Annotated in this window: 21 protein-coding genes; 7 read left to right on the top strand and 14 right to left on the bottom strand. The window is 68.3% G+C overall.

Annotated elements, in window-relative coordinates:
* Positions 1 to 74: 74 nt before the first annotated feature.
* The 5 genes from kdsB to ACUTR7_RS03080 form a co-directional block, all read right to left on the bottom strand.
* Positions 75 to 866, bottom strand: coding sequence for a 3-deoxy-manno-octulosonate cytidylyltransferase (gene kdsB, locus ACUTR7_RS03100; RefSeq protein ID WP_445608098.1), 792 nt, complete (start codon positions 864 to 866; stop codon positions 75 to 77).
* A gap of 67 nt (positions 867 to 933) precedes the next feature.
* Positions 934 to 1116, bottom strand: coding sequence for a Trm112 family protein (locus ACUTR7_RS03095; RefSeq protein WP_012205403.1), 183 nt, complete (start codon positions 1114 to 1116; stop codon positions 934 to 936).
* A 64-nt stretch (positions 1117 to 1180) separates the two neighbouring features.
* Positions 1181 to 2197, bottom strand: coding sequence for a tetraacyldisaccharide 4'-kinase (gene lpxK, locus ACUTR7_RS03090; protein WP_445608097.1), 1017 nt, complete (start codon positions 2195 to 2197; stop codon positions 1181 to 1183).
* A 13-nt stretch (positions 2198 to 2210) separates the two neighbouring features.
* Positions 2211 to 2636 (bottom strand): ExbD/TolR family protein, encoded by a 426-nt coding sequence (locus ACUTR7_RS03085; protein WP_012205405.1) that lies wholly within the window; start codon positions 2634 to 2636, stop codon positions 2211 to 2213.
* A 31-nt stretch (positions 2637 to 2667) separates the two neighbouring features.
* Positions 2668 to 3300, bottom strand: coding sequence for a MotA/TolQ/ExbB proton channel family protein (locus ACUTR7_RS03080; protein WP_012205406.1), 633 nt, complete (start codon positions 3298 to 3300; stop codon positions 2668 to 2670).
* Positions 3301 to 3447: 147 nt separating this feature from the next.
* Between ACUTR7_RS03080 and ACUTR7_RS03075 the strand changes: the two genes are divergently transcribed.
* The 3 genes from ACUTR7_RS03075 to ACUTR7_RS03065 all read left to right on the top strand — a co-directional run bounded on the left by ACUTR7_RS03075 (position 3448) and on the right by ACUTR7_RS03065 (position 5933).
* Positions 3448 to 3699: a hypothetical protein gene (locus tag ACUTR7_RS03075; protein WP_445608096.1), complete on the top strand. Its 252-nt coding sequence runs from the start codon at positions 3448 to 3450 to the stop codon at positions 3697 to 3699.
* Entirely contained in the window at positions 3696 to 5033 is a 1338-nt protein-coding gene (gene xseA, locus ACUTR7_RS03070; protein ID WP_333906708.1) for an exodeoxyribonuclease VII large subunit, read from the top strand. Before ACUTR7_RS03075 ends, xseA begins: the two co-directional genes overlap by 4 nt.
* 318 nt (positions 5034 to 5351) lie before the next feature.
* On the top strand, positions 5352 to 5933 hold the full coding sequence (locus tag ACUTR7_RS03065; RefSeq protein ID WP_012205408.1) for a Fe-Mn family superoxide dismutase: 582 nt from the start codon (positions 5352 to 5354) through the stop codon (positions 5931 to 5933).
* A gap of 103 nt (positions 5934 to 6036) precedes the next feature.
* On the opposite strand, the gene ACUTR7_RS03060 is transcribed toward ACUTR7_RS03065, so the two are convergent.
* Positions 6037 to 7575 carry an MFS transporter gene (locus ACUTR7_RS03060; RefSeq protein ID WP_445608095.1) on the bottom strand — a complete coding sequence of 513 codons (1539 nt, stop codon included), beginning with the start codon at positions 7573 to 7575 and terminating at the stop codon, positions 6037 to 6039.
* A 114-nt stretch (positions 7576 to 7689) separates the two neighbouring features.
* Here ACUTR7_RS03060 and ACUTR7_RS03055 point away from each other — a divergent pair, with 114 nt between their 5' ends.
* Entirely contained in the window at positions 7690 to 8571 is an 882-nt protein-coding gene (locus ACUTR7_RS03055) for a LysR family transcriptional regulator (RefSeq protein ID WP_445608094.1), read from the top strand.
* A 34-nt stretch (positions 8572 to 8605) separates the two neighbouring features.
* Here ACUTR7_RS03055 and ACUTR7_RS03050 read toward each other — a convergent pair whose 3' ends face one another.
* The gene (locus tag ACUTR7_RS03050) at positions 8606 to 9826 is read right to left on the bottom strand and encodes an MFS transporter (RefSeq protein WP_445608093.1); all 1221 of its coding nucleotides are present in this window, start codon (positions 9824 to 9826) and stop codon (positions 8606 to 8608) included.
* 122 nt (positions 9827 to 9948) lie between these two features.
* On the opposite strand from ACUTR7_RS03050, the gene ACUTR7_RS03045 reads away from it, so the two are divergent.
* Positions 9949 to 10545, top strand: a complete 597-nt coding sequence (locus ACUTR7_RS03045; RefSeq protein WP_445608092.1) for a TetR/AcrR family transcriptional regulator — start codon at positions 9949 to 9951, stop codon at positions 10543 to 10545.
* A gap of 44 nt (positions 10546 to 10589) precedes the next feature.
* Here the strand turns inward: ACUTR7_RS03045 and ACUTR7_RS03040 are convergent, their stop codons facing one another.
* From ACUTR7_RS03040 to ACUTR7_RS03030, 3 genes are read right to left on the bottom strand one after another with little or no spacing between them, the layout of a single operon-like run.
* On the bottom strand, positions 10590 to 11450 hold the full coding sequence (locus ACUTR7_RS03040) for an isocitrate lyase/PEP mutase family protein (protein WP_154834398.1): 861 nt from the start codon (positions 11448 to 11450) through the stop codon (positions 10590 to 10592).
* Positions 11451 to 11494: 44 nt separating this feature from the next.
* A complete protein-coding gene (locus ACUTR7_RS03035) occupies positions 11495 to 12505 on the bottom strand; it encodes a Bug family tripartite tricarboxylate transporter substrate binding protein (protein WP_445608091.1) in 1011 nt (336 codons plus the stop codon).
* Positions 12506 to 12549: 44 nt separating this feature from the next.
* The gene (locus ACUTR7_RS03030; protein ID WP_445608090.1) at positions 12550 to 13545 is read right to left on the bottom strand and encodes a Bug family tripartite tricarboxylate transporter substrate binding protein; all 996 of its coding nucleotides are present in this window, start codon (positions 13543 to 13545) and stop codon (positions 12550 to 12552) included.
* 176 nt (positions 13546 to 13721) lie between these two features.
* Here ACUTR7_RS03030 and prpR point away from each other — a divergent pair, with 176 nt between their 5' ends.
* Positions 13722 to 15773: a propionate catabolism operon regulatory protein PrpR gene (prpR, locus tag ACUTR7_RS03025; RefSeq protein ID WP_445608089.1), complete on the top strand. Its 2052-nt coding sequence runs from the start codon at positions 13722 to 13724 to the stop codon at positions 15771 to 15773.
* Positions 15774 to 15857: 84 nt separating this feature from the next.
* Here prpR and ACUTR7_RS03020 read toward each other — a convergent pair whose 3' ends face one another.
* Positions 15858 to 16790, bottom strand: a complete 933-nt coding sequence (locus ACUTR7_RS03020) for a LysR family transcriptional regulator (protein WP_445608088.1) — start codon at positions 16788 to 16790, stop codon at positions 15858 to 15860.
* 67 nt (positions 16791 to 16857) lie between these two features.
* Between ACUTR7_RS03020 and ACUTR7_RS03015 the strand changes: the two genes are divergently transcribed.
* Positions 16858 to 17790, top strand: coding sequence for a pyridoxal-phosphate dependent enzyme (locus ACUTR7_RS03015; protein ID WP_445608087.1), 933 nt, complete (start codon positions 16858 to 16860; stop codon positions 17788 to 17790).
* Between the two features lie 34 nt (positions 17791 to 17824).
* On the opposite strand, the gene prpF is transcribed toward ACUTR7_RS03015, so the two are convergent.
* The 3 genes from prpF to ACUTR7_RS03000 are packed head-to-tail and all read right to left on the bottom strand — an operon-like array spanning position 17825 to position 22678.
* Positions 17825 to 19021, bottom strand: coding sequence for a 2-methylaconitate cis-trans isomerase PrpF (gene prpF / locus ACUTR7_RS03010; RefSeq protein ID WP_445608086.1), 1197 nt, complete (start codon positions 19019 to 19021; stop codon positions 17825 to 17827).
* Positions 19021 to 21648: a Fe/S-dependent 2-methylisocitrate dehydratase AcnD gene (gene acnD, locus ACUTR7_RS03005; protein ID WP_445608085.1), complete on the bottom strand. Its 2628-nt coding sequence runs from the start codon at positions 21646 to 21648 to the stop codon at positions 19021 to 19023. Before acnD ends, prpF begins: the two co-directional genes overlap by 1 nt.
* A 49-nt stretch (positions 21649 to 21697) precedes the next feature.
* Positions 21698 to 22678, bottom strand: coding sequence for a tripartite tricarboxylate transporter substrate binding protein (locus ACUTR7_RS03000; protein WP_013802568.1), 981 nt, complete (start codon positions 22676 to 22678; stop codon positions 21698 to 21700).
* Positions 22679 to 22686: the final 8 nt, after the last annotated feature.

The raw sequence follows: 22686 nt of genomic DNA, 5'->3' as shown, positions 1-22686 counted from the left end.
GTGCAGTTGTGTTGTGAATGGCGATGCCGGGCATCGCCATTGGCGCATCTGTATTGGCGTATGCGGGATCCGATTCAGGCGGACAACCGGGCGCGCACCCGTTCCAGGTCTTCGGGGGTGTCCACGCCAGGGCCTGGTGCATGGGGCGTCAGGTGGACGGCGATGCGGTGGCCGTGCCACAGTGCGCGCAACTGTTCCAGCGCCTCCAGCACCTCGGTGGGGGCGGGAGATAGCTGCGGGAAGCTGCGCAGGAAACCGGCACGGTAGCTGTAGATGCCGATGTGGCGCAGGGGCGCGAAGCCGGGGTGGCCCGGAGCTGCCGATGCAGATGCCGTCTCCCACCATGCCTGGCCTGCATGTTCACGCGCAAAGGGGATGGGGGCGCGGCTGAAATAGTGGGCCATGCCCTGGGCATCGCAGACGACCTTGACCACGTTCGGGTTGGTGAAGTCGGCCAGGCTGTCGATGGCATGTGCCGCCGTGCCCATGCTGGCCGAGGGCTGCTGCGGCAGCAGGGCGGCCACGGCATCGATGAGGTCGGGAGCGATCAACGGTTCGTCGCCCTGGACGTTGACGACGATGTCGTCGCCATCCAGGCCCAGCAGTTCGCAGGCCTCGGCCAGGCGGTCGCTGCCGCTGGCGTGGTCGCTGCGGGTGAGCACGGCTGCAACGCCGTGCGCGGCGCAGGCGGCGACGATGCTTTCGTCATCGGCCGCGACCACGCAGCGCGTGGCGCCGCTGAGGCCGGCGCGCTGTGCCACGCGCACGACCATGGGAAGGCCTGCAATGTCTGCGAGGGGCTTGCCTGGCAGGCGGCTGGAGGCAAGGCGGGCAGGAATCAGAACCGTGAAGGGCGCGGTGGGCATGGTGCGTTGCGGAGAAGGTCGAAAGTGCGGGCGCGGGCGTTGTCGGAAATCGGGCCTTGCGGCGCGATCAGTCCTCGAGCTCGTCGTCGTCCAGCGTGCGGGCTTCGGCCTCCAGCAGCACCGGGATGCCGTCGCGCACGGGGTAGGCCAGGCGCGCGCTGCGCGAGACCAGTTCCTGGTGCTCGCGGTCAAAGCGCAGCGGGCCTTTGGTGACGGGGCAGACCAGCAGTTCGAGAAGTTTGGCGTCCATGGCGGATCCTGTGTTTTGGAGGGGGAGGGCGGGCCGTGGCGGCCAGCCAAGACGGTGATGATAGTCAGGCGCGTGGCCTGCGCAGCGCCTGCAGCCGCTGATCCAGCAGCGCCCAGAAATCTGGCGGCAGCTGCAATTGCAGCGCAATGGACCAGGCCTGGGGATGGGTGCGCCACAGCTTGACGGCATCCTTTTCGGTGCAGACCAGCGGGTCTTCATTGCGTCCCAGGCGCTGGAAGCTCTCAAAATTATAGTGATCCGGCAGCGCCTGGGCGTGCTCCAGCGCCAGGCCCTGTTCAGTGGCCAGCATGGAGAAAAAGGCCTCGGGCCGGGCCACGGCGGCCACGGCCTCCACGGGCCGTCCGCGCAGGGCCGCCAGGGGAATGCGCTCACCGTGCGCATTGACGCCTTCAGCGGCCAGTTGGCGATGCATGGCAAAGGCGGGCGCATCCATTGGCGGGCAGGCGCCCGCGTGCAGCACGGCGGTGACGGGGCGCGGCCAGGGTTCGCGCAGCGGGCCTGCCGGCAGCAGCCAGCCATTGCCGATGCCGTCTTCGTTGAAGACGCACAGCTCAATGTCGCGGGCCAGGGCCAGGTGCTGCAGGCCGTCGTCGCTGATGACCACATCCACCTGGGTATGGCGGGCGCGCAGGGCCTGGACGGCCTCGATGCGCTTGCGGGCCACGAAGACCGGCACGCCGCTGGCGCGAGCCAGCAGCGCGGGCTCGTCGCCCACATCGGCGGGGGCGCTTTCGGGCGTGGCTTCTCGGCAATCATCCGTGCTGCGGCCATAGCCGCGCGAGACGATGCCAGGGCTCCAGCCGCTGTCCCGCAGATGGCGGGCCAGGGCGAGCGTGACGGGGGTCTTGCCGGCGCCGCCCGCAATCACATTGCCGACGACGATGACCGGAATGCCGGCCTGGCCTGCACGCCTGAAACCCAGTGCATAGGGCAGCCGATGCAGGCCCAGCAGGGCACGGTACAGCAGGGACAGGGGGAAGAGGGCGCAGGCCAGCGGGCCACGACGGCGCCAGGCCGCGCGAAGCCCCCGGGCTGCGGGGGCGGGGCCATTCCCGGGCATGGAGGCCTTGCCCTCAGCGCCCGGCGCTGGCCGAGGTCTGCGTGGCAAAGGTGATCTGGGACAGTCCGGCGCGGCGCGAGGCCTCCATCACCGACACCACGGACTGGTGCGGCGCGGTGGCGTCGGCGCTGATGATGACCACGCTGTCCTTGCCGGCAACGGCCGCTGCGGCCAGTGCCTGGGTCAGGCCGGTGACGCTGCGGTCTTCCACGGCGGTCTTGTTGATGGCGTAGCGGCCGTCGGCGGCGATGGCGACGATGATTTCGCGGGGCCGGTCGCGCTGCTGCTCGACATCGGCCACAGGAAGGGTCAGCTGCAGCTCGGTGAACTTGCTGTAGGTGGTGGACAGCATCAGAAAGATCAGCACCACCAGCAGCACATCGATGAACGGGATCAGGTTGATCTCGGGCTCGTCACGGCGGCGGGGACGGAAGTTCATGGCAGGTCTCTCGCGTGCGGGTTCTGCGGGTTCACTTGCCGCCGACGCGCACCAGGTGGCGCACGAACTGCTCGGAGGCCAGCTCCATGCCCAGCAGGTAGCCATCGACGCGGGCGCGGAAGTAGCGCCAGAAGATCAGCGCCGGAATGGCGACGATCAGGCCGAAGGCCGTGTTGTACAGGGCGATGGAGATGCCGGCCGCCAGCTGCGCCGGGTTGCCGCCGCCGGTGGCCGATGCGCCGCCTTGCGAGCCGAAGATCTCGATCATGCCGATCACCGTGCCCAGCAGGCCCAGCAAAGGCGCGGCAGAGGCGATGGTGGCCAGCGCGCTCAGGTGCTTTTCCAGCGTGTGGGCAGCAGCGCGGCCGGCGCCTTCCATGGAGGCGCGAAGCTCTTCTTCGCTGCTGTCCGGATGGGCCTGCAGGGCGCGCAGTCCACTGGCCAGGACTTCGCCCAGCGTGGAGTTCTGGGACAGCTGCTGCACGACTTCCTGGCTGGGCAGGCCGCGCGAGGACACGGAAATCGCCTCGCCCAGCAGGGCGGGCGGCGCCACGCGGGCCGTTTTCAGCGCCACGAAACGTTCAAAGACCAGGGCCAGAGCCAGGATGGAGCAGGCAATCAGTGGCCAGATCGGCCAGCCTGCGGCTTGTATGATCGACAGCAAGTTGTTTTCCCCCCGCGTTTAACTGCAGCCGACGATTATGGCCCAGCCATATGGCCGGTCCAGGCGTCTCGTGTCCGCGATCGCCTGAAAACTGTGACCCGGCGCAGCATCCAGGCAACGGGCGGCTCCCCATATCCGGGATTTTGGATGGTCGCTATAGCACAGATTTCTGTGGATAACTTTGTTATCAAGCGGGTTGCGCAAACGCCGCTGCGGCGGCGAATGGACACTGTGACAAATGTGAATTCTTTGTTGCAGCAAAAAAATCTTTATGAATCAATTGCTTGCGAGGTGTTTTTGAGAGTGCTTCTGCAAATTGCCGCCAAAGTGCCTGCTCGGGCCTGCATCCGCCTGCCTGTGGAGAATGTTGCACTGCATGCAGACCGGGAGGCCGCATGAGTGGTGCATTCGGCGCAATGAACCCAGCAGCGGCGCCGCTGGTCTGGGAAGTCGGCGCGCTGTGCCGCGCCGTGAGCGACGCCTTGCAGGCACGCTTCAATCCGGTGGCGGTGCGCGGCGAGATCAGCGGCTTTTCCCGCGCGGCCAGCGGCCATTGCTACTTCAGCATCAAGGACGCGGGCGGGCAGATCCGCTGCGCCATGTTCCGGCGTGCGGCCCAGCTCATGGATTTTTCGCCGCGCGACGGCGAACTGGTCGAGTTGCGGGGCCGGCTGGGCGTCTACGAGCAGCGTGGCGACCTGCAACTGGTCGTCGAGAGCATGCAGCGCGCGGGCCAGGGCGCCCTGTTCGAGCAGTTCCTGCGGCTGAAGGCGCAGCTGGAGGCCGAAGGCCTTTTCGACGCTGCCCGAAAGCGCAGCCTGCCGCCGCTGCCGCGCGGCATTGGCGTGGTGACTTCGCCGGGGGCTGCCGCGCTGCACGACGTGATCACGGCGCTGCGCCGCCGCGTGCCCCATATCCCCGTGGTGCTGGTGCCTGCCCTGGTGCAGGGCGCGCAGGCGCCGGCCTCCCTGATCGATGCGCTGCAAAGGCTTTATGGCCTGGCGCGGGAAGGCGCGGGCTCGGTTGATGGCTCGGTGGCCGGCGCGCCGCCCATCGACACCATCTTGCTGGTGCGCGGGGGCGGCTCCATTGAAGACCTCTGGGCCTTCAATGACGAGCGCCTGGCCCGCACCATCGTGCAAAGCCCGGTGCCGCTGATCAGCGGCGTGGGGCACGAGACCGATTTCACCATTGCCGACTTCTGCGCCGACCTGCGCGCGCCCACGCCCACGGCAGCGGCCGAACTGGTGAGCCAGCCGCGCGAGGTCTGGATGGGTGCGCTGCAGCTCATGCAGGGCCGCCTGGAGGATTCCGTGCAGCGGCTGCTGGACCGCCAGCAGCAGCGCCTGGACCTGGCAGCGCAGCGCCTGGGCCGGCCCAGCGAGCAACTGGCCCGCAGCCGGCTGCAGCTCAGCCGCCAGGCCCAGCGACTGCGCCATGCCATGCAGTTGCGGTTGCAGCGCATGGACCATGCGGGGCAGGGCCTGCAGGCGCAGTTGCCTGCCGGCATGCGTCGCGGCCTGGACCGGCGCGCGGATCACCTGGCGCGCATGGAGCTTCGCCTGCAACTGCTGGACCCGCGCCTGGTGCTGCAGCGCGGCTATGCCCTGCTGACCGATGCCGAGGGCCATCCCGTGACCGAGGCGCGCAGCGCGCCACCGGGCACGGCCTTGCAGGCACAGCTGGCCGACGGCAGCCTGGACCTGGTGGTGACGCAGCCGCGCCTGCTCTGAACTGCGGCCCGCTGTGTGCAGCGTTCGGCGTGCAGGGAGTGGCGGGCGGCAGGCAGTATCCGTGTAGGCCGATTGGCCGGATCAAGGTCAATTCACATCCACCCCCGCAGCAGCGGGCCAAGATGGGCCATTTGGCGCGCGCTTTCGCCGCAGGGTCACGAAGTTGTTCCTACAATGCCCGTTCGGGTGCGTGAGGGCCAGGGCTCGCAGCAATGCGCGCAGTGCAGGCCCCGCGCGACGGTCACGGCAGGCGCTGCAGGCGCTCTGCGCAACAGGTGCTGGCCCGTCCTAAAAGATTTCAACCACGAAGGAAACACCATGGAACATACCTTGCCCCCTCTGCCCTATGCGATTGACGCGCTGGCACCCCACTACAGCCAGGAAACGCTGGAGTACCACCATGGCAAGCACCACAACGCCTATGTGGTGAACCTGAACAACCTGCAAAAGGGCACCGAATTCGAAAACATGACCCTGGAAGAGATCGTCAAGAAGTCTTCCGGCGGCATCTACAACAACGCAGCCCAGATCTGGAACCACACCTTCTTCTGGAACTGCATGGCCCCCAACGGTGGCGGCGAGCCTACCGGCGCACTGGCTGACGCCATCAACAAGAAGTGGGGCAGCTACGCCGCCTTCAAGGAAGCCTTCGTGAAGTCGGCCGTGGGCAACTTCGGCTCTGGCTGGACCTGGCTGGTCAAGAAGGCCGACGGTTCGGTGGACATCGTCAACACCGGCGCTGCCGGCACGCCCCTGACCACGGAAGACAAGGCCCTGCTGACCGTGGACGTCTGGGAACACGCCTACTACATCGACTATCGCAACCTGCGTCCCAAGTTCGTCGAGACCTTCCTCGGCCAACTGGTGAACTGGAAGTTTGCCGAGCAGAACTTCGCCTGATCGAAGCGCAGGTACGACGTGTGCACGCCATGTGCACACCATGTGCACGCAACGCAAAAAGCCCCGAACGGGGCTTTTTGCTTTTCGAGAGGAAGGCGACGGCTCAGCGGCGCTGAGCGCGCAGCCGCCAGCCCGTCCACAGTGCCGTGCAGACCAGCAGCAGCGTGGCGCTGGCGATCACGGCGCTGAAACCCTGGCCGAAGGCCGTGCGTGCCAGCTCGGTCAACTGGTGCGCGGCCTGGGGCATCAGCTGATCGGCAGCCAGCAGGGCTTCGTCCAGGCTGTCGCGCACGGAATCGGGCAGGGCCAGGCCCTCCGGCAGGCGCAGTGAGCCTGCATAGACGGCCGACAGCAGGCTGCCCATCAGCGTCACGCCCAGTGCGCCACCCAGCTCGTATGACACCTCCTCGACCGAGGCCGCCATGCCGGCACGGTCCGCGGGAGCGCTTTGCATGATGGTGCTCGACGCCGTGGTCATGGCCGCGCCTATGCCCAGGCCCAGCACGGCCAGCGCTGCCGCCTGCGGCCACCAGCCCATGTCGTGGACCAGCAGATAGCCGCCCATGCCCAGGCCCGACAGCAGCAGCGCTGCCGGCAGCATGCGCGCGCCGCCCAGGCGTGGCAGCCAGTGGCCTGCCACGGGGCCGGCCACAAAGGCGGCCAGCGGCAGCGGCAGCACGGCCAGGCCGGCCAGCAGTGGCGACAGTCCCTGCACCAGTTGCAGGCGCTGGCTGAACACGAGTTCCATGCCGATCAGCGCGGCCGCTGCCACCAGGGCCGAGGCCACGGCCGTGGTAAACGCCGGGTTGCGGAACAGCGCAAAGTCCAGCAGCGGGTCGCTGCTGAGGCGCTGGCGCCGCACGAACAGCGCGAGAAAGCCCAGGCCCAGCACCAGGGTCGCGGCGGCCAGGGCCCAGTCGGGCGATTGTTTGCCGGCTTCCTTGATGGCGTAGGTGCTGCCCACCAGGCCTGCCATGACCTGCAATGAGCCGATGAAGTCCCAGGGCCGCTGCGAGGTGGCCGTGCCTGCGGGAATCAGCCAGCCGGCCAGGGGCAGGGCGAGCAGCACGATGGGCACATTGATCAGAAACACCGAGCCCCACCAGAAGTATTCGAGCAGCAGCCCGCCCACCACCGGCCCGAAGGCCGCACCGCCCGAGGCCACCGAGGCCCAGATGCCGATGGCCAGCGCGCGCTCGCGCTCATCGGCAAAGCTCAGGCGGATCAGGGACAGCGTGGCCGGCATCATCATCGCCGCGCCCACTCCCAGCAGCGCACGTGCTGCAATCAGCAAGGCAGGCGAGGGCGCAAAGGCCGCGCACAGCGATGCCACGCCGAACACGCACAGCCCGGCCATGAACAGCCGCTTGTGGCCGAGCCTGTCGCCCAGCGTGCCCATGCCCAGCAGCAGGCCGGAGACCACCAGGGCGTAGATGTTGACGATCCACAGCTTGGCCGAGGCCGTGGCCGCCAGGTCATGTGTCAGGCGCGGAAGCGCCGTGTAGAGCACCGTCATGTCGATGACGATGAGCAGCAGCGCCACCGAGACGATGGCCAGCACCAGCCAGCGGCGCGGATCGGCCGCCTGGGATTTTGGAAGATGCCCCGAAACGGGGTTCTGGGTTTGCGTTGTGAACGCCATAAAGCACCTGTTTGCCCCGGGCCTTGTGGGCCAGGGCTTCCTTCTTGATGAAAACCACAGTTTCCATCAATGAAATGATTCATCAAAGTTTGATTCCATCCATAAAATTGATGGATGGAATGGACACTCGACAGGCTGAAGCATTTTGTGGCGGTGGCCGAAGCCGGCACCATGACCGAGGCCGCCCGTCGCCTGGGGCGTGCGCAGTCGGCCGTGAGCACGGCCATCGGCCTGCTGGAAGCAGACCTGGGGCTGGAGCTCTTCGACCGCGTGGGGCGCCGCGTGCAGTTGACGGCGGCAGGGGAGGTGATGCTGCTGGAGGCCCGGTCCCTGCTGCACCAGGCCCAGGCCATGGACCACCGCGCCCGCGCCCTGGCCACAGGCGGGCAGGCACGCCTGGCCGTTGCGCTGGACGAGGCGCTGCCCTATGTGCCGCTGGCCCAGCTGTTCAAGGAGCTGGCGGCGCGCTTTCCGGCCATGGAGCTGACCGTCCTGAACGGCACGGCCTCCGAAGTGGCCGAGCATGTGGCGGCGCAGCGTGCCCAGATTGCCTTCCAGTTCGACCGAGCGCCTGCGCCGGCCACCTGTGCCCAGCGCCATATCGGCAGCGTGCCGCAGACCATTTGCGTGGCCAAGGGCCATGTGCTCGATGGCACGGCGGCCCTCACGCGCAGGCAGCTGGCCGCGCACCGCCAGCTGCTGATGCACATCGAGGGCGTGGAGGACACCGTGCTCAGTCCCGCCGTCTGGCGCTCCAACAGCTTCTATGTGATTGCCGACATGGTGGCCGACGGCCTGGGCTGGGCCATCCTGCCGGTCAACATTGCCGAGTTCGGCGATCTGCGCCCGCATCTGCGGCAACGCGCCTGCGAGGGGCTTGCGCCGCCGCCGCTGACCGTGCGCATGCTGTGGCTGGAAGGGCTGGCGCCCGGGGCCGAAGCGCTGTGGATGCGCCAGCGCCTGGCCGAGCTGCTGGCCTTGATGGCCACGGCCTGAGCGGTCTGGGCTGGCGCGGGCGTTGCGGCCGTGTTCAGGTGCAGGCGGCGGCTGCGTCTTCGGCAGGCGGGCTCTCTTTCGCTCGTGCCTGGCGTGCGGCCAGCACGCCCAGGGCCCACATGGCGACACCGGCCAGCAGCGCCACCACGAAGGAAATGCGCGCACCCCACAGGTCGGTGGCCCAGCCTGCGGCGGCCGCGCCCAGGGCCACGCCCATGGCAATGCCGGTCAGCAGCCAGGTCATGCCTTCGGTCAGGCGCTGGTGCGGCACCTGCTGCTCCACCAGGCCCATGGCCACGGTGATGGTCGGCCCGAAGGTAATGCCGGCCAGCAACACGGCCAGGGTCAGCGTGAACACATTGGTGGCCAGCAGCAGGGGCACGGCCGTGATGCACACCGAGGCGCCCACCCAGGCAATCTGGCGGTGCAGCGGTGCATTCAGGCGCAGCGTGCCGAACACCAGTCCCATCACGCAGGAGCCCAGCGCATAGAACGAGAGCACGATGCTGGCCGCCGCCGGCTGGCCCTGCTGCGTGGCAAAGGCCACGCTGGCCACGTCGATGGTGCCCACGATGATGCCCTGGGCCAGCATGAACAGCGCCAGCGTGCGCACCACGGGATGGCGGGCCAGCGACTGCTGGCGCGTGCGCTGCTGTGATGTGTCCACGGGTGGCTCTGTGCGGCGCTGGGCCACGAACAGCGCCACGCCCACCAGCAGCAGCAAGGAGGCGGCCAGCGGCCCGGCCTCGGGGAACAGCACCATGCTCAAACCCACCGACAGCGGCGGGCCGACGATGAAGCAGACATCGTCCAGCACGGCCTCCAGCGCATAGGCCGTCTGCAGCTGGGGCGTGCCGCGCAGCAGCACGGTCCAGCGCGCACGCACCATGGCCGGCATGCTGGGCAGGGCACCCACCAGCGCTGCCAGCACCAGCAGCAGCCAATCCGGCCCCTGCCAATGCGCGCAGGCCAGCAGCGCAAACATGGCGGCAGCACTCACGGCCGCTGCCCAGGGCAGGACCTTGCGCTGGCCATGGCGGTCCACCAGGGCCGAGATGCGGGGCGCCAGCACCGCAATGGACAGCGCAAAGCAGGCCGCCACCGCGCCGGCCAGCGTGTAGGCGCCGCGCTGCTGGGACAGCATGGTGATCAGGCCGATACCCGTCATCGACAGGGGCAGGCGGGCCAGGAGACCGGCCAGCACAAAGGCGGCCGTGCCGGGCCGGGTGAACAGCTGGCGGTAGGCGTGGAACATGGAAACCTCGGAAAACGGACAGGCCGCTGCAATCACATACGCGGCGTATGTCAGCGATTCTACGGGTTGCCCGTGACGCGCCGTATCATTGGCATACGTTTTGTATGTGAATGGAGTGCGCCATGCGCAAAAGCCGGGCCAGCATGATCGAGGAGACACGCGCCAAGCTCATCGAGGCTGCGCGCGAGGCCTTTGGCAGCCAGGGCTATTCCCAGGCCTCCATGGACGAATTGACGGCCAAGGCCGGCCTGACGCGCGGCGCGCTGTACCACCATTTCGGTGGCAAGCCGGGCCTGCTGGCCGCCGTGGTGGCGCAGATGGATGCCGAGATGGACGCACGCCTGGAGCAGGTGCTGGCCGACCATGCCGACCCCTGGGAGGGCTTCCTGGCCTACTGCCGCGCCTACCTGGCCATGGCGCAGGAGGGCGAGATACGCCGCATCGTGCTGCAGGATGCGCGCGCCGTGCTCACGGGCACGGACCAGGGCGAGCAGCACCGCGCCTGCATCGCCTTCGTGGCCGGCTATCTGGAGCAGCTCATGGAGCGCGGCGTGATCGTGCGTGCCAATCCTCTGGCCATGTCGCGCCTGCTCAATGGCTGCCTGGTGGAATCCGCGTTCTGGATTGCCGAGGAAGGGGCGCCCCCCGAACGCCTGCAGCAGGCGCTGCAGGCGCTGGAGTTGACGCTCAAGGGGTGGAAGGCGCCTGCGAGCGGCTGAGCGGCGCTGTGCCAGCCCGCCCTCGCTCGAACTTCACTCGTGCTTCACTCGTACTTCTTTTCCAGCGCGTCCCAGAACGGCTTGTTGACCAGGCGCTGGCGCTCGGCAAAGGGGGCGACCACAGCGGGGTTCTCGTCCACCCTGCGCTCGTTGCGCAGCTGGCCCAGCGCCTTTTGCATGCCGGCCACGGCGCCTTGCAGCGCGGCATTGGCATACAGCACCAGGCCATAGCCCAGGTCTGCCAGCTCGCCCGCGTCGGTGATGGGCGTCTTGCCTCCGATCACCATGTTCATCAGCTGCGGCGTGGACAGGCGCTGGGGCAGGGCGCGGATTTCTTCGGCCTGGGTCACGGCTTCCACGAAGAGGATGTCGGCTCCCGCCTCGGCAAAGCGCTGGGCGCGCTCGACGGCGGCCTCGAAGCCTTGGGTGGCGCAGGCATCGGTGCGCGCCATGATCAGCGTGCCCTGGTCGCGGCGCGCGTCCACGGCGGCCTTGATCTTGCCCAGCATCTCGTCGGTGGAAATCACTTCCTTGCCATTGAAATGGCCGCAGCGCTTGGGGCTGATCTGGTCTTCGATCTGGATGCAGTCGGCGCCTGCGCGCTCCAGCGTGCGCACGGCGTGGTAGGTGTTGAGCGCGTTGCCGAAGCCGGTGTCGGCATCGACGATCAGCGGCAGATCCACGGCGTCGCGGATGCGGGCCGTGTGGTCGGCGATGTCGGTCAGGCCCATGAAGGCCTGGTCGGGCAGGCCGAACCACATATTGGTCACGCCGGCTCCGGTCACATAGATGGCCTCGAAGCCGAGATCGGCCACGACGCGCGCGGACAGCGCGTTGAATGCGCCGGGCACGAGCACGCCGCGGCGCGCTTCGGCCAGGGCCTTGAGTTGTTGCTTGGTGTTCATGGATGGTTCTGTCGAATGGGAAAAAGCGATGCGCGGGCTGGTGCTCAGTCCAGCGTGATGTTGGCGTTCTTGATCACCGGGCCCCACTTGGTGCGCTCGGCCTCGATGAACTTGCCGTAGGCCTGGGGCGTGCCGCCCATGACCATGCCGCCCGTGTTCTCGATCATGGCGCGCACCTCGGCGTCCTTGAGTGCCTCGTTCACGGCCTTGTTCAGGCGCTCGATCACGGCCGGCGGCGTGCTGGCCGGCGCGATCATGCCCAGCCAGTTGTACGACTCGAAGCCCTTGATGCCCGCCTCATCCAGCGTGGGCACGCTGGGCAGCACCTTCAGCCGCTGCTTGCTGGACACGGCCAGCGCCTTGACCTTGTCGCCCTGTATGGCGGGCAGGGCCGCATATCCCATCTCGAACATGAAGGCCAGGTGGCCGCCCATCAGGTCGGTGGCTGCCAGCGCGCCGCCCTTGTAGGGCACATGGACCATGTCCGTGCGCGTCTGGAAGGCCAGCAGCTCGCCCGACAGGTGGTGGGCACCGCCCACGCCCGACGATCCATAGGTCAGCGTGCCCGGCTTGGTCTTGGCTGCAGCCACCAGCTCGGCCACGGTCTTGAACGGCTGGTTGGGCGCCGTGGTCAGGATCAGCGGCGCCTCTTCGATCAGGATGATGGGCTGCAGGTCGCGTGCGGCGTTGTAGGGCAGCTTTTTCATCAGCATGGGATTGGTCACCAGCGGACCTGGCGAGCCGAAGCCGAAAGTGTGGCTGTCCGTGGCCTTGGCGATGGCATCCGTGCCCGTCACGCCGCCTGCGCCGCCGCGGTTGTCGATCACGATGGGCTGGCCCAGGCTCTGGCCTATCTTGTCGGCGATCTTGCGGGCCCGCGTATCGGCAAAGCCGCCGGCCGCATAGGGCACGATGAGCTTGATGGGGCGCGAGGGCCAGGCATCTGCGCCCTGGGCCACGGCGGTGGCGGGGGCGGCGAGCAGGGCCGCAGCGGCGGCGGTGGCGCTCAGGGCCAGTCCCAAGCTCAGGCGGAGGGTGTTGCGGCGGGTATTCATGGTGTCTTGTCTCGGTTGGGATCCGTGGTTGTGGCGGGAGCGGCTCACTTTTCCTGCATCTTCGCGGCCTTGACGATATCGCCCAGGCGCTTGCGCTCGGCATCGGTGAATTTCACGAACTCGGCGCGCGTGCCGCCGATGGGCTCGATGCCCAGGCCCTTGAGCTTCTCCACGGTGACCGGCTCCTTCATGGCCTGGTCCACGGCGGCGGCCAGCTTGTCCAGGATGGCGGCCGGCGTTCCCTTGGGCGCATGGATGCCGGCCCAGTGCGCGATCTGCAGCTCGGCAAAGCCCTGCTCCACGGCCGTGGAAAGTTGCGGATAGGCGGAGATGCGCTGCGTCCAGGTGGTGGCCAGGGCCTTGAACTTGCCCTCATTGAGGATGTGGGGCAGGGCGATGATGCTGGCCTCCGACGTGCCCTCCACCTGGCCGCCCAGCACGGCCGTCGTGCTTTCCGATCCGCTCTTGTAGGGCACGGGCTGCAGCTGTGCGCCGTACTTCACGTTCAGCATCTCGGCCACGAAATGCGGCGTGCTGCCCGTGCCGGCCGTGGCGAAATTGAAGCCCTGGCCCTTCTTCGATGCCTCGACGAAATCGCGCAGGTTCTGGTAGGGCGCGTTCTTGGGAACCACGATCACCGAAGGCGCCAGTCCGATCATGGCCACGGGCACCAGCGCATCGTCCTTGAACGGCATGGTCTTCTTGATCATGCTGTTGGAGATCACGCCGGCCGCGCTCACCAGCAGGGTGTAGCCATCTGGCTGGGCCTTGGCCACGATGTCGGCGCCCACGGTGCCGCCTGCGCCTGCGCGGTTGTCGATGACCACGGGCTGGCCCAGGATTTTGGACGCACCTTCGGCGGCCGAGCGGGCCATCAGGTCGTTGGCGCCGCCTGCGGAGAACGGCACCACCAGGCGGATGGGGCGGGTGGGCCAGGCATCGGCGGCAGGCGCGGCAAACGACACGCCGGCCAGCGGCAGCACGGTGGCAAGCAGGGCGGCCAGGGCGGTGCGGCGGGGCAGGCGGGATGGCTGGTGCATGGGGAGTCTCCTGGAAATACTTGAAATGATTGAAACGCCGGCCTTGTTTGCAAGCTGCATGCCATGGCAATAAAGGGTAAACCCTTGTTATTGCAAGCCATTGATCTGAATGAATTTTTCAGTTCGCAAGAGGATGAGGCGGAACCTGCTGCTGGATTCATTCAGCGCGATGTTGCATGAATGAAATAATCGGTTGCATGAATGAATCAGTCGTGCCCCCTGTCCCTGGAACCCCGTCCGGCCCCCGCGCGGCATGGCCCCGTGTCGTCACCATAGGCCGCCATCGCATCGGGCGCGTGCTGGAGCGCATGTCCCTGGCGGTGGGTGACCAGGTGCGTGTGGAGCATGTCAGCGCGGCCTTTGACGACGCCGTGCAGGCCGTGCGCGCGCTGCAGGCGGTCGAGCCCATAGACGCGCTGGTGGCCGCCGGCGCCAGTGGTGCCTGGGTGCGCGAGCATGTCGACATTCCCGTGGTCATGATCGAGGTGCGCGGCTTCGATCTGCTGCAGGCGCTGGCCAGCGCGCGGGAATTGGCGCAGGCGGGCGGCACGCCGCGCATCGGGCTGGTGTCGTTCGACCATCCCTCGCCGCACCTGGCCCAGTTCGACGCGCTGTTCGGCGCCGGCATTGCCCAGTTCAGCTACCACGGGCCCGAGGATGCCCAGGCCTGCGTGCGTGCGCTGCAGGCCGCAGGCGTGGGTGCCGTGGTCGCGCCAGGGCTGGTTGCCGACCTGGCCGAGCAGGCCGGCATTCCCAGCGTGCTGCTGTACTCCGACGGCGCCGTGCTGCAGGCCCTGCGCGACGCGGTGCTGCTGGCCCGCCACCGCCATGCCGAGCGTGCCCGCCACCAGCGGCTGGAAACCGTGCTTGGCCAGTTGCAGGACGGCGTGGTCGCCGTGGATACGCAAGGCTGCATCCAGGCACTGAACCCCACCATGGCGGCCCTGCTGGGCGCGCCCGCCAGGGCGCTGCATGGCCGGCTGCTGGACGAGGTGGCGCCCGCGCTGGCGCTGGCACAGGCGCTGCAGTCGCAGTCCCTGGAGCCCGAAGGCAGTGAAGACGTGGTCCAGCTGGCCATGCGCACCCTGGTGGTACGGCGCGCGCCCATCGTGGAAAACGGCCAGCTCACGGGCGCCTTGCTGGTCTGCCGCGACCCCGCCACCATCCAGCGCGCCGACCGCCACCTGCGCGCCAACCGCAGCCTGCGCGGCGCGGGCGTGCGCTGGCGCATCGAAGACTACGCGGGCGACAGCGAACCCGCCCAGCGCGTGCGCCGCCTGGCGCGCCAGTTCGCTGCCAGCGATGCCACCGTGCTCATCCAGGGCGACAGCGGCACGGGCAAGGAGCTGCTGGCCCAGGGCATGCACCGCGCGAGCCGGCGCGCCGCCCAGCCCTTTCTGGCCGTCAACTGCGCGGCCCTGGGGGAAAGCCTGCTGGAGAGCGAACTCTTCGGCTACGACGAAGGCGCTTTCACCGGCGCGCGGCGCGGCGGCAAGACCGGGCTGATCGAGGCAGCCCATACGGGCACCTTGTTCTTGGACGAGATCGGGGACATGCCGCTGGCCCTGCAGTCCCGCCTGCTGCGCGTGCTGCAGGAGCGCGAAGTGCTGCGCGTGGGCTCCACCACGTCCGTGCCCGTGGACCTGCGCGTCATCGCCGCCACGCATGCCGATCTGGCGACCCTGGTCGAGCGCGGTGAATTCAGGCGCGACCTGTTCTACCGCCTGGCCGTGCTGCGCCTGGCCATGCCCGGACTGCACGAACGCGGACAGGGCGATGTCCAGGCCCTGGCCAGCACCATGCTTGCGCGACGTTTGCGCACGCAGTCGCTGCAGGCCGAGGCCTCTTCACTGGAGCCCTTGCTGGAAGCCCTGCTGGATTTGGCCGCCGCGCACCGCTGGCCCGGCAATGCGCGAGAGCTGGACAACTGGGTGGAGCGCCTGCTGGCCTGCCGCCACGACCTGCGTGACAGCGCGGGCCGCGTGGACACGGGCCGGTTGCGGGAGCTGTTTCCTGAATGCGACGGGGCTGGGCAGGGTACCGTTCAGGCCCTGCCCGCACAGCAGCGGCAACTGCAATTGCGCGAGGCCCGGCGCGATGCCGAGCGCCAGCGCATGCGCGAGGTGCTGGAGCAGGTGCAGGGCGACCAGCGCCGCGCCTGCGAGATCCTGGGCATCAGCCGGGCCACGCTGTGGCGGCGGTTGCGCAGTCAGGGGGGCGGAGAGTGAAGTGCAGGCCCTGAGCCGTTGCATTGCCTGCGTTCGCGCATCGTGCGCACTGTGTGCGGGGCGGTGGGCTTATACCGGTTTGAGCTACGAAAGCGGCGGCGCAACGGATCTGGCCAGCCGCTCGGCCAGGAAATCCATCAGCACGCGCAGCTTGAGCGGCAGGTGGCGCGTGGGCGGGTGAAGAATCCACAGCTGGCCGCTGTAGTTGGGCAGGAAGCTCCAGTCCGGCAGCACCTGCACGATGCGCCCGTCCGCCAGGGCCTCGCGTGCCGTGAAGCGGGGCAGGCTGGCGATGCCGATGTGCTGCAGCACGGCGTCCAGCCGCACACCGGTGTGGTTGGCGGCATAGCGCCCGCGCACGGCCACGGTGACGGTCTTGCCATGGCCGCGCAGCTTCCAGTGCGCGTCGCCGGGCTCCTCCCCCAGGTAGATGCAGCTGTGGGCCTTGAGCTCCAGCGGATGAACGGGCGTGCCGTGCCGGGCCAGGTACTGGGGCGAGGCGCACAGCAGATGGTCGATGTCCATCAGGTGGCGGCCCATGAGGCCCGGCGGCGGGTGGTTGGTGATGCGTATGGCCAGGTCCACCGGGTCGTCGATCAGGTCCATGTAGCGGTCTTCCAGCCGCATCTGCACGTCGACCTCCGGGTACAGGGCCAGGAAGTCGGGCATGTGGGGATGGACCACGGTACGGCCCACGGCCTTGGGCACGCTGATGCGCACCAGGCCGCGCGGCTGCGCGTCCTGCAGCAGGGACGCGGCCATGACGGCCTGGGCGGCGCCCACCATGTCAAGGCAGCGCGCATGCACCTCGCGGCCGGCTTCGCTCAGGCGCAGCTTGCGCGTGGTGCGTTCCAGCAGGCGCAGGCCCAGCGCCCTTTCCAGCCGTGCCACGCCCCGGCTGGTGGCCGATGGCGTGCTGCCCAGCTGACGCGCGGCCTCGGAGAAGCTGCCCGTGTCCACCACCTTGACGAAGATGGCCATTTCTCCGAACAGGGGCAGGGCTTGATTTGTGCTCATGGCGCAAAGAATATTTGAAAAGCGAAGGGATTATCGCGGCTGAACGCCAGTTCTACACTGCCACCCCATGCCTTTGCACACCTTCACTCCCCTTATCCCGTCCCATGCCCTGAGCCATGCCGGTGGTCCTGAAATCTGGCTCAAGCTGGATGCGCTGCAACCCTGCGGATCGTTCAAGCTGCGCGGCATAGGCCATGCCTGCGAGATCCTGGCGCGCCAGGGCAAGAAGCACTTTGTGGCCTCATCGGGCGGCAATGCGGGCATTGCCGTGGCCTATGCCGGGCGGCAGCTGTCCATACCCGTCACCGTGGTCGTACCGCAAACCACGACCGAGCATGCGCGGGCACTGATCCGTGCCCAGGGCGCCGAGCTGATCGTGCATGGCGCCGTCTGGGACGAGGCCAATGCCCTGGCCCAGTCCCTGTTGGGCGCCGAAGATGCCTTTGTCCATCCGTTTGACGACCCGCTGCTGTGGGCGGGGCATTCCACCCTGGTCGATGAGCTGGCTGCTGCCGACTTCAAGCCCGACGCCGTGGTGCTGGCCGTGGGCGGCGGCGGCCTGCTGGCCGGCGTGGTGCAGGGCCTGGAGCGCCACGGCTGGACCGATGTGCCCGTGATTGCCGCGGAGACGGCCGGCGCGGACTCCCTGGCGCAGTCGCTGGCCCAGGGCCGCCGCGTGCTGCTGGACCGCATCACCAGCGTTGCCACCTCGCTGGGCGCGCGCCAGGTCTGCCAGCGGGCCTTCGATCTGGCGCAGGTGCACCCCGTGCGCAGCGCCGTGGTGACGGATGCGCAGGCGCTGGACGCCTGCCTGCGCTTCATTGATGACCATCGCCTGCATGTGGAGCCCGCCTGCGGTGCCGCGTTGGCCCTGGCCTACGCAGGCGCACCTGCGCTGCAGGGCTTCAAGCGCTTGCTGGTGGTGGCCTGCGGCGGCACGACGAACACGCTGGAGCAACTGCAGACGTGGCACGCAGCGGCGCTGAGAGCCCAGGCGTGAGTGCGGCCCAGGCCTGAAGCCGGACCCTGCGCATTCACGCGGCGTTCAACACCTCGCCAGGCACCCTGATCCAGCCTTCCATCAGGATGCGCGCGCTGCGGCTCATCAAGGCCTTGGTCACCTGCCACTGGCCATTCAACAACCGGGCCTCGGCGCCCACGCGCAGCGTGCCGGAGGGATGGCCGAAGCGAACGGCGCCGCGTTCGCCGCCGCCCGCCGCCAGATTCACCAGCGTGCCCGGCACCGCTGCCGCCGTGCCGATGGCCACCGCCGCCGTGCCCATCATGGCGTGGTGCAGCTTGCCCATGGACAGGGCGCGCACCAGCAGGTCCACATCGCCTGCCTCGATGCGTTTGCCGCTGGAGGCCGTGTAGGGCGCTGGCGGTGCCACAAAGGCGATTTTTGGCGTGTGCTGGCGCCTGGCGGCTTCGGACAGTTCCTGGATCAGGCCCATCTGCAGGGCGCCGTGGGCGCGTATGGCCTCGAAGCGCGCCAGAGCCTCGGCATCGCCGTTGATGGCGTCCTGCAGCTCACAGCCCGTGTAGCCCAGGTCCTTTGCGTTCAGGAAGATGGTCGGAATGCCCGCATTGATCAGCGTGGCTGCAAAGCTGCCCACGCCAGGCACATCCAGGCGATCCACGAGGTGGCCCGTGGGGAACATGGCTCCTCCGTCCTCTCCCTCATCGGCAGGGTCCAGGAACTCCAACGCCACCTCGGCCGCAGGAAAGGTCACGCCATCGAGCTCGAAGTCGCCCGTCTCCTGCACCTGGCCGTTCGTGATGGGCACATGGGCCACGATGGTCTTGCCGATATTGGCCTGCCAGATGCGGAGGGTGGCCGTGCCGTTGCGTGGAATGCGCGCAGGGGCTATCAATCCCATGTGGATGGCGCAGGGCCCCACGGCGGCCGAGAGATTGCCGCAGTTGCCGCTCCAGTCCACGAAGGGCCGGTCGATGGAGACCTGGCCGAACAGGTAGTCCACGTCATGGCCTTCGCGCGTGCTGGCCGAGAGGATCACGGCCTTGCTGGTGCTCGACGATGCATTGCCCATGCCGTCGATCTGCTTGCCGTAAGGGTCGGGGCTGCCCAGGGCGCGCAGCAGGATGGCGTCGCGCACGACGCCCGGCTGTTGCGCAGCCTCCGGAAGGTCTTGCAGGCGAAAGAACACGCCCTTGCTGGTGCCGCCGCGCAGGTAGGTGGCGGGAATGCGGATCTGGGGTGTGGTGTTCATCAAGCGTCCTGTGTCTGTGCAAGAAAGTCCTGGGCAAAGCGCTGCAGCACGCCGCCCGCTTCGTAGACCGATACCTCCTCGGCCGTGTCCAGCCGGCAGGTCACCGGCACGCGCAGCGTCTGGCCACTTCTTCGTTCAATCACCAGCGTCAGTTGTGCCTGTGGCGTGCGCTCGCCCTCCACGCCATAGACCTCCGTGCCGTCCAGCGCCAGGGTCTTGCGGTCGGTGCCCGGCACGAACTGCAGCGGCAGCACGCCCATGCCGATGAGGTTGGTGCGGTGGATGCGCTCGAAGCCTTCGGCCACCACCGCCTCCACGCCCGTCAGGCGCACGCCCTTGGCTGCCCAGTCGCGTGAGCTGCCCTGGCCGTAGTCGGCGCCCGCGATGATGATCAGCGGCTGGCGGCGGTTCAGGTAGGTTTCCATGGCCTCCCACATGCGCACCACGCGCCCTTCGGGTTCAATGCGCGCCAGCGATCCCTTGTGCTGCACGCCGTCGATGACGGCCATTTCATTGACCAGCTGCGGGTTGGCGAAGGTGGCCCGCATGGCGGTGAGGTGGTCTCCGCGGTGGGTGGCGTAGGAGTTGAAGTCTTCCTCGGGCAGGCCCATGCGCGCCAGGTATTCGCCCGCGGCGCTGTCGGCCAGGATGGCGTTGGAGGGCGACAGGTGGTCGGTGGTGATGTTGTCGGGCAGCAGGGCCAGCGGCCGCATGCCGGTGAGGGTGCGCGGGAAGGCCGCCAGCGCGCCCACGCCTTCGGTGTCCCAGTACGGCGGGCGGCGGATGTAGGTGGACTGCGCTCGCCAGTCGTACTGGGGCGAGGCCTTGTCTCCGTCGTCCTTGCGGATGGCGAACATGGGTTCGTAGACGGCGCGGAATTGCGCAGGTTTGACCGCTTGGTCAACGATGGCGTCGATCTCCTCGTCGGAGGGCCACAGGTCCTTGAGGCGGATCTCGCGGCCGCCCACCACGCCCAGCACATCCTGCTCGATGTCAAAGCGCACCGTGCCCGCCAGCGCATAGGCCACGACCAGCGGCGGGGAGGCCAGGAAGGCTTGTTTGGCCTGGGGATGGATGCGCCCGTCGAAGTTGCGGTTGCCCGAGAGCACGGCCGTGGCGTAGAGATCGCGCTCGATGATTTCCTGCTGGATCCTGGGGTCCAGCGCGCCGCTCATGCCGTTGCAGGTGGTGCAGGCAAAGGCGACGATGCCAAAGCCCAGCTGCTCCAGCTCGGTGAGCAGCCCGGCCTCCTTCAGATACAGCTCCACGGCCTTGGAGCCCGGCGCCAGCGAGGTCTTGACCCAGGGCTTGCGCACCAATCCAAGATGGTTGGCGTTGCGCGCCAGCAAGGCGGCGGCGATGACGTTGCGCGGGTTGCTGGTGTTGGTGCAGCTGGTGATGGCGGCGATGATGACGGCCCCATCGGGCATCAGGCCTTGCGCCTCCTGGACGCGGGCGGCCTGCAGTTTTGCGGCATCGGCAATGCCGCGCTCGGCCAGGGCAGAGGTGGGCAGGCGCCGGTGCGGATTCGAGGGACCGGCCATGTTGCGCACCACGGTGGACAGGTCGAACTGCAGCACGCGCTCGTACTGGGCGTCGGCCAGGCTGTCGCTCCAGAAACCTGCGGTGCGCGCATAGGCCTCGACCAGGCGCACCTGGGCCTCATCGCGGCCGGTCAGGCGCAGGTAGGCCAGGGTCTGGTCGTCAATGGAGAACATGGCCGCCGTGGCGCCGTATTCAGGGCACATGTTGGAGATGGTGGCACGGTCGCCAATGCTCAGGCTGTCGGCCCCCTCGCCAAAGAATTCCACATAGGCGCCCACCACCTTTTGCTGACGCAGGAATTCGGTCAGGGCCAGCACGATGTCGGTGGCGGTGATGCCGCCCTGGCGCCGGCCCGTGAGGCGCACGCCCACGATCTCGGGCAGGCGCATCCAGCAGGCGCGGCCCAGCATGACGTTCTCGGCCTCCAGCCCGCCCACGCCCACGGCGATCACGCCCAGCGCATCGACATGGGGCGTGTGCGAGTCGGTGCCGACACAGGTGTCCGGGAAGGCCAGGCCACCCTGCACGGTGACCACGGGGGACATCTTCTCCAGATTGATCTGGTGCATGATCCCGTTCCCCGCAGGGATCACATCCACGTTGGCGAAGGCCTTCTTCGTCCACTCGATGAAGTGGAAGCGGTCCTCGTTGCGGCGGTCCTCGATGGCGCGGTTCTTCACGAAGGCATCGGGATCGAAGCCGCCGCACTCCACGGCCAGCGAGTGGTCCACGATGAGCTGCACGGGCACGACGGGGTTGACCTGGGCCGGGTCGCCGCCTTCGGCCGCGATGGCGTCGCGCAGGCCGGCCAGGTCCACCAGGGCCGTCTGGCCCAGGATGTCGTGGCAGACCACGCGCACGGGGTACCAGGGAAAGTCGATGTCGCGCCGGCGTTCGATGAGCTGCAGCAGGTAGCTGCCCAGCTGCGCGGGATCGGCGCGGCGCACGAGGTTCTCGGCGTGGACGCGGGCGGTGTAGGGCAGGCGTGCCCAGGCACCGGGCGAGAGGGCATCGACGGCGGCGCGGGCGTCGATGTAGTGCAGCGTGGTGCCGGGTAGGGGTTTCTTGTAGCGGGACGTCATGGGGGCGAATGGATTCTCGGGCCTGCGTGAGCCGATTGCTGTGCGCCGATTACTGTGCGCGGATTTCGTTGTCTTTCACCACCTTGGCGTAGCGGGGAATCTCGGACTGGATCAGGGCGCCGAACTGGGCCGGTGTGCCGCCTGCCGGGGACACGCCCGTGGGCTCCAGCTGGGCCAGCAGTGCCGGCGCCTTGAGGCCGGTGTCCAACGCCGCATTGATGCGCGACAGCACGGCGGGCGGCAGGCCCTTGGGCGCGAGCAGGCCGTGCCAGGCCACCACGTCATAGTCCGGCAGGCCGCTTTCGGCCACCGACGGAATCTCGGGATAGGCGGGCAGGCGCTGGGCCGTGGTCACGGCCAGGGCGTGCAGCTTGCCGCTCTTGACGTGCTGCATCAGCGCCTCAGTGCCTGCCACCAGCATGTCCACGTTGCCCGAAAGCAGATCGGTCACGGCCGGGCCCGTGCCGCGATAGGGCACATGCGTGGCCTTGACCTTGGCCATGCCGAACAGGTACTCGGTGACGATGTGAAGATGGCTGCCGTTGCCGGCCGAGGCAAAGGTCAGCTTGCCCGGGTTCTCACGCGCATAGGTCAGCAGTTCCTGCAGGTTTCTGGCGGGCACGCGGGGGCTCACGCAGACCACGTAGGCGCCTTTGGACAGCTGGATCACGGGCGTCATGTCGGCCACGGGGTCGAAGCGCAGCTTGTACAGCGAAGGGTTGACCGTATAGCTGCCCGCCACCAGCAGCAGCGTGTAGCCATCGGCCGCCGAGCGCAGCGCGTACTCGGTGCCCAGCGTGCCACCGGCGCCCGGCCGGTTCTCCACCACCACGGGCTGGCCCAGCCTGTCGTTGAGCACGTTGGAGGCCACGCGCGCAATGAAGTCCGAACCGCCGCCGGGCGCGAAGGGGCAGACGATCTTCAGCGACTTGCTGGGAAAGGCCTCCTGGGCCAGGCCCTGGTGCGGCAGCGCAAGGCCGGCCAGCGGGGCGGGCAGGGCGGCGCAAAAGCGGCGGCGGTTGATGCTCATGGGTTGGT

The organism is Delftia sp. NA_296.1 (assembly GCF_052692095.1).
This window is presented reverse-complemented; position numbering and strand designations above follow the sequence as displayed.

Bases quoted from the DNA above. Each gene is read 5' to 3' on its own strand.
- kdsB (WP_445608098.1), bottom strand. From the start codon at position 866: ATGCCCACCGCGCCCTTCACGGTTCTGATTCCTGCCCGCCTTGCCTCC.
- ACUTR7_RS03095 (WP_012205403.1), bottom strand. From the start codon at position 1,116: ATGGACGCCAAACTTCTCGAACTGCTGGTCTGCCCCGTCACCAAAGGC.
- lpxK (WP_445608097.1), bottom strand. From the start codon at position 2,197: ATGCCCGGGAATGGCCCCGCCCCCGCAGCCCGGGGGCTTCGCGCGGCC.
- ACUTR7_RS03085 (WP_012205405.1), bottom strand. From the start codon at position 2,636: ATGAACTTCCGTCCCCGCCGCCGTGACGAGCCCGAGATCAACCTGATC.
- ACUTR7_RS03075 (WP_445608096.1), top strand. From the start codon at position 3,448: ATGGTCGCTATAGCACAGATTTCTGTGGATAACTTTGTTATCAAGCGG.
- xseA (WP_333906708.1), top strand. From the start codon at position 3,696: ATGAGTGGTGCATTCGGCGCAATGAACCCAGCAGCGGCGCCGCTGGTC.
- ACUTR7_RS03065 (WP_012205408.1), top strand. From the start codon at position 5,352: ATGGAACATACCTTGCCCCCTCTGCCCTATGCGATTGACGCGCTGGCA.
- ACUTR7_RS03060 (WP_445608095.1), bottom strand. From the start codon at position 7,575: ATGGCGTTCACAACGCAAACCCAGAACCCCGTTTCGGGGCATCTTCCA.
- ACUTR7_RS03055 (WP_445608094.1), top strand. From the start codon at position 7,690: ATGGAATGGACACTCGACAGGCTGAAGCATTTTGTGGCGGTGGCCGAA.
- ACUTR7_RS03050 (WP_445608093.1), bottom strand. From the start codon at position 9,826: ATGTTCCACGCCTACCGCCAGCTGTTCACCCGGCCCGGCACGGCCGCC.
- ACUTR7_RS03045 (WP_445608092.1), top strand. From the start codon at position 9,949: ATGCGCAAAAGCCGGGCCAGCATGATCGAGGAGACACGCGCCAAGCTC.
- ACUTR7_RS03040 (WP_154834398.1), bottom strand. From the start codon at position 11,450: ATGAACACCAAGCAACAACTCAAGGCCCTGGCCGAAGCGCGCCGCGGC.
- ACUTR7_RS03035 (WP_445608091.1), bottom strand. From the start codon at position 12,505: ATGAATACCCGCCGCAACACCCTCCGCCTGAGCTTGGGACTGGCCCTG.
- ACUTR7_RS03030 (WP_445608090.1), bottom strand. From the start codon at position 13,545: ATGCACCAGCCATCCCGCCTGCCCCGCCGCACCGCCCTGGCCGCCCTG.
- prpR (WP_445608089.1), top strand. From the start codon at position 13,722: ATGAATGAAATAATCGGTTGCATGAATGAATCAGTCGTGCCCCCTGTC.
- ACUTR7_RS03020 (WP_445608088.1), bottom strand. From the start codon at position 16,790: ATGAGCACAAATCAAGCCCTGCCCCTGTTCGGAGAAATGGCCATCTTC.
- ACUTR7_RS03015 (WP_445608087.1), top strand. From the start codon at position 16,858: ATGCCTTTGCACACCTTCACTCCCCTTATCCCGTCCCATGCCCTGAGC.
- prpF (WP_445608086.1), bottom strand. From the start codon at position 19,021: ATGAACACCACACCCCAGATCCGCATTCCCGCCACCTACCTGCGCGGC.
- acnD (WP_445608085.1), bottom strand. From the start codon at position 21,648: ATGACGTCCCGCTACAAGAAACCCCTACCCGGCACCACGCTGCACTAC.
- ACUTR7_RS03000 (WP_013802568.1), bottom strand. From the start codon at position 22,678: ATGAGCATCAACCGCCGCCGCTTTTGCGCCGCCCTGCCCGCCCCGCTG.